Origin of the sequence: Kaistella sp. (assembly GCF_032060305.1) — a bacterium.
Classification (GTDB): domain Bacteria; phylum Bacteroidota; class Bacteroidia; order Flavobacteriales; family Weeksellaceae; genus Kaistella; species Kaistella yananensis.
This window is the reverse complement of sequence record NZ_DAMBHK010000046.1, coordinates 1-9,401: the sequence shown is the minus strand read 5'-3', so window position 1 is coordinate 9,401 and position 9,401 is coordinate 1. Positions and strand designations below refer to the sequence as shown.

Genomic DNA, 9,401 nt, shown 5'->3' with positions numbered 1-9,401 from the left:
GTTAGTAGATACGGAAGGCTTTCCGGCAGAGATTAAGCCCGGAGCATTGGCTGCAAGGGATTATCTGAATATTCTGAAAGAAGAAAAAGAGCTCGACTGGACATATTTCAGTCCGGCAATCGAAATGCATCCTGGCATTACCACCGGAAGAACCGGAAATTACCGTCTCGGTAAAGAGCATCCTGTTGTTGATGAAAATAACGTATCAAAACTTTCAGCAGAAGATTTGGCCGTAGTTCTTATTGACGAAGCGCAGCATCCGAAACATCATCAGGAAAGATTTACTGCAGCGTACTAACCAGAAACCGAAATAAAATGAAAAAAATAAGAATTGGCGAAAACATTAGTGGAGTAGCACCTTTCAGTTTAGGCGGAAATGTTTTCGGATGGACCCTCGACGAAGAAAAATCTTTTGAAATACTTGATGCTTATGTTGAAGCCGGTTATAATTTTATCGACACCGCCGATATGTATTCCTACTGGATCAACGGAGGTGGCGGCGGAGAATCTGAAACCATCATCGGTAAATGGATGAAAGCGCGAGGCAACCGCGACAAAATCATCATTGCTACGAAAGTTGGTGGCGAGACCGGCGAGCATGGAATCGACGCCAGCCGAAATCACATCCTGGAAACCGTGGAAAAATCGCTCAAAAGACTTCAAACGGACTATATCGATCTTTATTATCTACATTTTGATGATGGTACAACACCTGTAGAAGAAACTTTAAGCGCTTTTGACGAACTGGTAAAATCGGGAAAGGTAAAAGAGATTGGGGTTTCCAATATTTCACCGGAACGTCTTAAAGAATCTTTGGAGTTTTCTGATAAAAACAATCTGGCAAAATATCAGGCGTTGCAGCCGCTGTATAATTTGGTGGAAAGAAAGGGTTACGAAACCGATTACGCTCCGATTGTTGCAGAACACGGACTTACTGTTTTCCCGTATTATGCGTTAGCCTCAGGATTTTTAACCGGAAAATACCGGTCAGAGAATGACTTTAGCAAAAGCCCGCGTGGACAGGGCGCTGCAAAATATCTCAACGAACAGGGTCTGAATATTTTAAAAGCTTTAGACCAAATCGCAGCAAAACATCACAGCGTTCCGGCTGCTGTTGCCCTGGCATGGTTATCTGCACAGCCCAATATCGGCGGACCCATTGCTAGCGCCACTTCCAAAGAACAGTTAACTGAAATTCTCTCAAGTTCATCCCTGAATTTAGATTCAGCCGATATGCAAGTGCTCGATAAAGTGAGCCAATAATTTCAGAATTTATAATTCTTTAATCCCCGGGAAATATTCCGGGGATTTTTGCATGCGATTAGCGCAAAGAATCCGTATTTTGTGACTGTTTATTTAGGCCCGACTGGTTCTGATTCTGCTCGGTCTTCTGTTGTGGTGGCATGTCAGTGGAAGCGTTGATGCTATCGCCCATAAGCGAATCCTTCGCGCGGTTCTGGATCAGTTGGCGTTCGGTCTACGCGTACTCTGCCGGCGCGGTTCTCTGTGAATTATCAATTTTGAAACAGGAGGCAAGCATCAGTACTGTGTATACGGAGATTATTTTAGCGGTGTTTATTATGATATTTTTTTTATGTTAAAAAATAGCATGTATCATACCAAAGGCCTTGGGGATTTGCAGATTGAGGTTCATGGTTAAGCTAATCTCTGGAACATGACGTTTTACCCTGAGATATACCACGAGCAAAAGTTTTCTTACCATTCATTCGGCGTGCTATCATTTATATTTGCAAAGTAAAATAATGAAGATGACGAATGAAATTAAGGATATTGTGATTCCTATAGACTTCACAAAAAATAATGTAAACTTTCTGAAGGCTGCAATGGCTATTGCGAAAAGGCATTCAGCAAATATTTATTTAATCAATGTTATAAAGTCCTGTTTGTTGGGTACAGGTACTGCAGGCAGCGGCAAGTTTTATTATCATGGAAATGCGCTGCTGGATAGCTCAGAAAATCTACTGGCTCAGGTAAAAAATAAACTGGAAAATGGTGGTTGTAAACATGTAGAAACCTACGCCACAGTGGGTTCGGTTGCGCGAAGTGTCACCGAATATGCCTCGGAAAAGTCTGCAGACCTTATTGTTTTTGGAGTAGATTATCCAAAGAAACGTCCGGGATTTATCAGTTCCAACGCATACGAGATTATTACTAATACTTTTGTTCCTGTAATTTCGGTTCCGTACAGCTGTACGAAACACGAATTCCAGCACATGCTGTATCCTGTAAGGGATACCGAAGGCGTACTTTCTAAATTACAGTCTGTTTTACCTATTGCAAAGCGTAATAAATCAAGAATCAGTCTTCTAGGCATCGCTACCGGTAAAATAAACAATTCCTTACTGTCGGTTAATAATACCATAAAATTTCTGAAAGTAAAACTTGCCCGACAGAACGTAGAATATGTCCTGCAGGACGTATTAATTGATGAAAATGCGGAAGATCGGATTCTTCAGGCCTGTAAAAGCTGCGACGCGGATCTGGTTGCGGTAAATGTTACAACCGAAAAACCACTGGCAAAGATATTTCAAAATAATTTTACCGAAAATGTTATCTATAAATCTCATATTCCGGTATTATTTTACCGAAAGAAAAAGCCTGAAGATGCCCTGATACAATATGTTACGATTCCTTATCCTATGTTCCCGGTTTAACTTAAAAATACACAATGCAAATTATAAAATTTTCAAACACCCTTATCCCAAAGTCCTACAGAAATGAAATCGCTTTGTTTCTGAAGGAGCATCTACAGCAGTACGGCGATTCTTATGAGGATATTTCGCTGGCTCTGGATTATGTTTCAGATACGTCAGGGAGCAAAGGCGGGTATCTTCTGGTGGCACAGCACGATGATGTGGTCACCGGTGCGGTGGTCGTCAACAAAACCGGAATGTCCGGATACATTCCCGAAAATATTCTGGTGTATATTGCCACCCATCATGAGTACCGGGGAATGGGCATCGGCAAAAGACTGATGGAAGAAACGGTGAAAGTTTGCGACGGCAGTATCGCACTGCACTGCGAACCGGATAATCCTGCGAAGAAACTTTACGAAAAACTGGGCTTCAGTTCAAAATATCTGGAGATGAGGCTTGTAAAATAATGTCATGTCAATTGTCACCTTAAATAAAGATAAACTTACACACAATTTCAATTTTCTGCAGAAACTTTTTTCAGAAAACAATATCGAGTGGAGTGTTGTCACAAAGGTGCTTTGCGGGAATGAAACCTTCCTGAAAGAAGTGTTGTCGCTGCCTATCGACGAATTCTGTGATTCCAGAATATCCAACCTTGAAAAAATTAAGGTGCTTTCTCCGAATTCACAGACCGTTTATATAAAACCTGTTCCTTTAACTTTTGTTGAGGATATTCTAAGCTATGCTGACGTAAGCTTTAATACGGAAATCAATACGCTCAAGCTAATATCGCAGAAAGCGGTTTCGATTAATACCGTACATAAAACCGTGATTATGATCGAGATGGGCGAGTTGCGCGAAGGTGTAGTGAGGGAGCGTCTGCTGGATTTTTTTGCTAAGGTAAAAGATCTTCCGAGTATTAAAATTGTCGGAATTGGCACAAATTTAACGTGTATGAATGGCGTGCTCCCAGATTACGGAAAAATGAAAGAACTGTACGAATGCCGGAACGAGGTTGAACAGATGTTCGGGATAGACATTCCTTATATCTCCGGGGGTGCCTCAGTGGCTATCCCGCTTATTATGAGTGGGGAAATGCCGGAGTATATCAACCATTTCCGGGTGGGCGAAACGTTGTTTTTTGGAACCAATGTTTATGATCATTCTGATATTGAAGGAATGTGCCAGGACGTATTTAAACTTCATGCTGAAATTATTGAGATTAAAGAAAAACCCAATATTCCGGAAGGGAAGTTAGGCTATAACCTTACCGGTGAAAAGAAAGACTTCAGCGTTGAGCCGAAAAATTCCACCAGCAAACGGGCTATTATTGATGTAGGGCTTCTTGAAATGAATCTTAAGGATTTGAAGCCCATAGATGAATCCCTGAAAATTGTAGGCGGCAGTTCGGATATGGTGGTGCTGGATATTGAAGATGCCCACCGGAATTATAAGGTGGGGGATTTTATAACGTTCAATATCAATTATATGGGTTTGCTGAGTCTGATGAATTCCGACTATGTAGAAAAGAAAACCGTAAAAACCGGTCGTGAGCAATTAAATCCTGCCTAAATCCAATAAAAACATCTCCGATCTTCATATTTTTTCATCATATTAAATAAATCATCACACGGTAGCGGTAAAATATACCATTATTTATTTTATGGTATATTTTATCTTTGCATCCTAAGTGTATGATAGCGATGAAAAACACCAGTCCTCCAAGGAAATACTCCATAAAGAACATCAAGAAGACTCCCCAGCATGTGGTAGATTTCAATTTTTACTCCTTTGAACAGTTTCTGAAGGATGCGGAACATCTTACAAAATCACACCGGCACGACTTTTATACCTTTGTGCTCACTGTTGATGGCGTGGGTTCGCATATTATAGATTTTGAAGAGTACGAAATCAAACCCAGGCGGCTGTTCTTCATCAATTATGACCAGATTCATTCCTGGAAGTTAGACGGGCCAATCCACGGGAAAATCATTCTGTTTTCAAAGTCGTTTTATAACCTTATTTATACCGGTAACAGTGACATTAGGAGTGACACGGCGCTGGAAAACCTGCCTACCTACGTTGATATAGAGGAAGAAGATTTCTCTTCCTGGCTCTCGGTCTGCGGGCATATTGAACATGAGTTTAAAAAATCTGAAAAGTTTTCGGAAGAGGTGACCTGTCTTTTGCTGAAGACCTGTGTTTTAAAAATGGAGCGCATAGCGGAAAATTCCAACCCGGCAAGCAGCAGGACCGACCACAAAAGTATGCTGGTTGATGCGTTCAAGAAACTGGTGAATGTGAATTTCCGGGAACTTAAAACAACAAGTGATTACGCCCACGAGCTGTCGATAACGGCAAATTACCTGAATGCCCTTGTAAAGGAGTCACTTGGGAAACCTGCAGGGACTGTCATTCGAAACCGGGTCATACTAGAAGCAAAAAGACTCCTGTCGCATTCGGATCTCTCGGTACGACAGATCTCTCTGGAACTGGGATTTACAGACAATTCGCACTTCGGAAAATATTTTAAGAAAAGTACCGGTCTTACGCCAGATACGTACAGAAAAAATTCGATTAATAATTAATATCAATATTTATGAAAAATAACAGTTCAACACACCATTCAAAAAGCAGAACAGACCTGTTTTACCGACAAAAGCCCGAAAGTCTGAAATTAAGACATACGGGGATTTCAACGAAAGTGGATTCAAATTTTGATTCCTTTGGACTTATTACCCTAACCCATATCGAAGCGGAAAAACCAAAGGAACACAATGTAAGAAACGGGAAGGTACGTCCATAAAAAAGTGACCGGACCGGGGGCTGCCGGAGCTGATGAATTGACTTCAGGTCCAGTGGCCTCCGGATGCCTGCATTCACCATGAAGTATGGCAGGCAGTTTGCGTAGGTTTGGCGCGGGAGTAATCATGTGACAGAAACCATCAGTTCTTCAAGGGCATGGTATCACTGATTAATCCCTGCATTGCGGTACGATAAAAAGAAATATGGAAACCAACAAACTTTTACAATCCTTTCAGGAAAGCTGGAACAGTTTTATAGACCGGGTGCCCGAAATCCTGATGGCCATACTCATCATTGCCATTGGAACTTTCGTAGCCAATAAAATATCAGATCTTGCCCGTAACACGATCAGAGGTAAATCCAGAGACCCACTGATGACCAATTTTCTGGTGAAAGCCATTAAACTTGTTTTTATAACGGTCGTTATTATGTTTGCCCTAAGAATTGCAGGACTGGACGGTATCGCCACCGGACTTTTAACGGCGGCAGGGGCTTCTGCGGTAATTCTGGGTTTCGCCTTTAAAGATGTTGGCGAGAATTTTATATCAGGGATCATCCTTTCCTTTAACAGGCCTTTTAATCTGGATGATACGGTAAGCATCGGTGATATTTTCGGTAAGGTGAAAGCAATGGAATTCCGATACACCAAACTTAAAACTTTCGACGGTAAAGTGGTGTATATCCCGAACAGTGATGTCATCCGAAAGCCCGTATTCAATTTCACCGAAGACGGCTTTTTCCGTATGGAGTTTATGGTGGGTATTGCCTATGAAAATGATATCGACAGCGCTAAAAATATTATTTTAGAGACCATTAAAAAACACCGTCTGGCTTTGCGGGACCCCGACCATGAGCCTTTCGTGCTTACCGACGAGCTTGCCACCAATGCAGTCAACATCAAAGTGTTTTTTTGGGTAGACGCGGAAGATTACCGCCGGGATGCCCTGATGATCCGCAGCGAAATGATCGATCAGGTAAAAATCAATTTGCTCTCCACTGGCATCTCTATGCCTGCAAATATTCAGGAACTCAAATGGTATAAAGAATAATGAATTAAATTTGCGGATATTTCACTGTTGATATGAACAAACTTTTTAACCTCCACAACGGCGAAGAGCGCAAAGAAAAAGTCCTGGAAAATGTACGCAACAGCATTTCTTTTTCGGGTTCCAATTTCTGGATTCTCGCGTGTGCCATCATGGTGGCTTCCATTGGGCTTAATGTAAATTCCACCGCTGTTGTCATTGGTGCGATGTTGATTTCTCCGCTGATGGGACCTATTGTAGGGGCGGGCTTTGCATTGGGCATCTATGACTCCGCGCTCCTGAGGAAATCGCTGAAAAACCTGCTTATTTCTACGCTGGTAGGTCTGCTGGTGTCCTCGCTATATTTTCTGCTGACCCCTTTCAAAGAAGCCCAGTCTGAAATTCTGGCCAGGACCGCGCCGAATATCTACGATGTGCTCATTGCTTTCTTTGGTGGTCTGGTGGGAGTGATCGCCGTAACCAGGGTTGAAAAAGGAAATCCGATTCCCGGAGTCGCCATTGCGACCGCTTTGATGCCGCCACTCTGCACTGCAGGATATGGTCTGGCAACCGGTGAATTGGCTTATTTTGCCGGCGCCATGTTTCTTTATGCCATTAACTGTGTTTTTATCTGTATTGCCACCTTCATCATTGTAAAATATTTAAAATATCCTGCTGCCGAATTTGTAGATAAAAAAAAGGAATCCAGGGTCCGCACCTGGATTACCGTTGTCACGCTATTAATGATTATTCCCAGCGTTTATTTTGCCTACCGTTTCTTAGAGCAGCAAAGATTTTATGAACAGGTCTCCAATTTCATCACCAAAGAGTTTGAGGATAAGGGAAATACCATTGTGTACCGAAAGACTTTCTATAACACCAGTCCCAGGCGTATAGAACTTGCTTTTCTTACCCGTAAATTTACATCGGAGCAGATCAGGGACGAAGAAAGAAAACTGGCTGCATTCGGAATTACAGATACCCGCCTCGTGATCCGGCAGGACAGCGCTTTTCTTGCCCAGGCTTCGAAAATTCAGAATAATGAAGTGGCAAACGATGTTTCCAAGGTGGCAGCAGAACTCAATGCGAAAATGGATAAATACGTATTCCAGACAGATAATCTTTACAGCGAAGCCAAAGCCATCATTCCGCAGCTTCAATCACTTTCAGCATCAAAGCAGGAAATTCTTTCCGACAGCGACAGCGCATCCGTGATTCCCGTCGCCATGTATGAAAGCGGGAATGCGCTTAGTAATGAGCAGACCAAAACGCTGCAGAACTGGTTGAAAGCCAGGCTGAAAGTTGATACGATTGAAATTTATAAGAGACCGTCGAAGTGATGGGTGATGGATGCCGGAAGGAGGGGTGGCTTTGGGAGCGTGCCGTTGCTTTAAGGGGGAAGCCGACAAGTAAAGTCGCGATAAACTACAGCAGGCCCTTCATAGGGGTGAGGATCTGCCTTCAAGCACTAATGTGACTTTGGAAGTCTCCGCCAGGAAATCCCGAAAGCTGATCATTGTGACCCTTCGGGAGCCTCAGGGTCCGGAATTAATGCCTCAACGGTGGCTACGGGAGCTAAGCCACCGGAATCCGGCATCGTGAAGTGCGGGAACCTTCAGCTGATGTCCGATATCTGAAGTGTCTTCACTCGGAGCATTCAGATCGAAAGCGGAAGGGCTGGTCTTATCATTTCTCTAACATGAAAACATAAAAACAGACAGGTATTCTTTAATAATTTTCCCTCCCAATATTTCTGTATTAAAAGGACTTTAGCACGGTTGTTGCCTGAGTGAACCCATTAAATAAATTCATCATCACCAATTATGAAAAAACACATTTTATTACTCATCGGGATCGTGTCATTAATTATGATGTCATGCAGTACGAATACGGTCCTGAAAGACCAGAAATTATATGCCAATGCCTGGGAACTTGAATACATCACGGGGCCAAGAATTACTTTTCAGGGATTATTTCCGGACATGAAACCTAAAATTCAGTTTACAGCCGGGTCGGATATGATTACCGGAAACAGTGGCTGCAACGGGTATTCCACTCAATTTACAGTGAAGGGAGACCTGATTTCTTTTGCTGATCCAGAACTCTCAACGATGATGTATTGTGGAGATGGGGAAGTTGTTTTCCGCAAGACAATGAAACAGATTGACCGTTACAGGGTAACCGACGGAAAACTGGAATTTCTGACGGGAGATGTCGTGATGATGAGATTTAAACCGGCGCTGTAACTCCTTACCGCATGTAAAAAGAGCAGGAAAATTAATTCCTGCTCTTTTTTTTGAGGTCACTGAATTGCCCCTCTGATCTGAATAAACCTCCAGCGGAAGGTACTTAAAGCTTTAATTAAATGTTTAGCATTTACTTCTCCAAAAAAAAAATGTAGCTCCGTTACCGGCGGTAATTCTATCCATGGTCCAGCAGCTTTTGAAATTCATTCAGATACTTTGCCAAATGAAAACCATCTGCTAATCCATGATGGGCTTCGATGGAAACCGGTAAATATTTCCTGCCATCCCGAATACTGAACTTGCCAAAAGTAACTTTAGGAACTGATTCTGTTCTGTCAAAATCCGTAGGATGCAACAGTCCGGTAAAAGAAGTCCATGGAAGGGTAGAATGCCGGATGAGGTCTTTTTTTATATCATCATTGTTTAACCGTAAGCCGTTTGAGTTCTGAACGGCTCTGATTTCTTCCTGCAGTTCATTATTGAAGGTTTCGAAATCATCTGAAAAGCTGACAAAGGCAAATCCAAAAGTTCCGTCTGCTCTCCCAATTGTGCAGCCGGCATGCACGTTATCGAATAATACCACCTCATGATCAACAATTCTTAATTTCAATTCTTCAACTGAATTGATCGCAGCCATTGATTTGTGAAGATAGCAGGCAAAAAACGAC

General features: G+C 42.4%; 11 protein-coding genes. 10 read left to right on the top strand and 1 reads right to left on the bottom strand.

Annotated elements, in window-relative coordinates; all coding sequences use genetic code 11:
- The 10 genes from V5N63_RS07785 to V5N63_RS07740 all read left to right on the top strand — a co-directional run.
- Nucleotides 1-298 (top strand): NAD(P)-dependent oxidoreductase (locus V5N63_RS07785; protein WP_442905791.1); only part of this gene is annotated, 298 nt, incomplete at its 5' end.
- 17 nt (nucleotides 299-315) lie between these two features.
- On the top strand, nucleotides 316-1,263 hold the full coding sequence (locus V5N63_RS07780; RefSeq protein ID WP_332033491.1) for an aldo/keto reductase: 948 nt from the start codon (nucleotides 316-318) through the stop codon (nucleotides 1,261-1,263).
- 506 nt (nucleotides 1,264-1,769) lie between these two features.
- Nucleotides 1,770-2,675: a universal stress protein gene (locus V5N63_RS07775; protein WP_332033490.1), complete on the top strand. Its 906-nt coding sequence runs from the start codon at nucleotides 1,770-1,772 to the stop codon at nucleotides 2,673-2,675.
- A gap of 14 nt (nucleotides 2,676-2,689) precedes the next feature.
- The gene (locus V5N63_RS07770) at nucleotides 2,690-3,124 is read left to right on the top strand and encodes a GNAT family N-acetyltransferase (RefSeq protein ID WP_332033489.1); all 435 of its coding nucleotides are present in this window, start codon (nucleotides 2,690-2,692) and stop codon (nucleotides 3,122-3,124) included.
- A gap of 4 nt (nucleotides 3,125-3,128) precedes the next feature.
- Nucleotides 3,129-4,229 (top strand): alanine racemase, encoded by a 1,101-nt coding sequence (locus V5N63_RS07765; RefSeq protein ID WP_332033488.1) that lies wholly within the window; start codon nucleotides 3,129-3,131, stop codon nucleotides 4,227-4,229.
- A 131-nt stretch (nucleotides 4,230-4,360) separates the two neighbouring features.
- Nucleotides 4,361-5,245: a helix-turn-helix transcriptional regulator gene (locus V5N63_RS07760; protein ID WP_332030073.1), complete on the top strand. Its 885-nt coding sequence runs from the start codon at nucleotides 4,361-4,363 to the stop codon at nucleotides 5,243-5,245.
- 11 nt (nucleotides 5,246-5,256) lie between these two features.
- Nucleotides 5,257-5,463 (top strand): hypothetical protein, encoded by a 207-nt coding sequence (locus tag V5N63_RS07755; protein ID WP_088469023.1) that lies wholly within the window; start codon nucleotides 5,257-5,259, stop codon nucleotides 5,461-5,463.
- 202 nt (nucleotides 5,464-5,665) lie between these two features.
- A complete protein-coding gene (locus V5N63_RS07750; RefSeq protein WP_088469024.1) occupies nucleotides 5,666-6,511 on the top strand; it encodes a mechanosensitive ion channel family protein in 846 nt (281 codons plus the stop codon).
- 32 nt (nucleotides 6,512-6,543) lie between these two features.
- Nucleotides 6,544-7,827 carry a TIGR00341 family protein gene (locus V5N63_RS07745; RefSeq protein ID WP_332033487.1) on the top strand — a complete coding sequence of 428 codons (1,284 nt, stop codon included), beginning with the start codon at nucleotides 6,544-6,546 and terminating at the stop codon, nucleotides 7,825-7,827.
- A gap of 483 nt (nucleotides 7,828-8,310) precedes the next feature.
- Nucleotides 8,311-8,733: an META domain-containing protein gene (locus V5N63_RS07740; RefSeq protein WP_218249263.1), complete on the top strand. Its 423-nt coding sequence runs from the start codon at nucleotides 8,311-8,313 to the stop codon at nucleotides 8,731-8,733.
- 175 nt (nucleotides 8,734-8,908) lie between these two features.
- Here the strand turns inward: V5N63_RS07740 and V5N63_RS07735 are convergent.
- Nucleotides 8,909-9,401, bottom strand: a 493-nt coding sequence (locus V5N63_RS07735) for a CatA-like O-acetyltransferase (protein ID WP_332033486.1), incomplete at its 5' end; no start/stop codon positions are given.

Excerpts from the sequence above, each read along its gene's own strand:
- V5N63_RS07765 (WP_332033488.1), top strand. The coding sequence starts at position 3,129 with ATGTCAATTGTCACCTTAAATAAAGATAAACTTACACACAATTTCAAT.
- V5N63_RS07745 (WP_332033487.1), top strand. The coding sequence starts at position 6,544 with ATGAACAAACTTTTTAACCTCCACAACGGCGAAGAGCGCAAAGAAAAA.
- V5N63_RS07755 (WP_088469023.1), top strand. The coding sequence starts at position 5,257 with ATGAAAAATAACAGTTCAACACACCATTCAAAAAGCAGAACAGACCTG.
- V5N63_RS07760 (WP_332030073.1), top strand. The coding sequence starts at position 4,361 with ATGAAAAACACCAGTCCTCCAAGGAAATACTCCATAAAGAACATCAAG.
- V5N63_RS07780 (WP_332033491.1), top strand. The coding sequence starts at position 316 with ATGAAAAAAATAAGAATTGGCGAAAACATTAGTGGAGTAGCACCTTTC.
- V5N63_RS07740 (WP_218249263.1), top strand. The coding sequence starts at position 8,311 with ATGAAAAAACACATTTTATTACTCATCGGGATCGTGTCATTAATTATG.
- V5N63_RS07750 (WP_088469024.1), top strand. The coding sequence starts at position 5,666 with ATGGAAACCAACAAACTTTTACAATCCTTTCAGGAAAGCTGGAACAGT.
- V5N63_RS07770 (WP_332033489.1), top strand. The coding sequence starts at position 2,690 with ATGCAAATTATAAAATTTTCAAACACCCTTATCCCAAAGTCCTACAGA.
- V5N63_RS07775 (WP_332033490.1), top strand. The coding sequence starts at position 1,770 with ATGACGAATGAAATTAAGGATATTGTGATTCCTATAGACTTCACAAAA.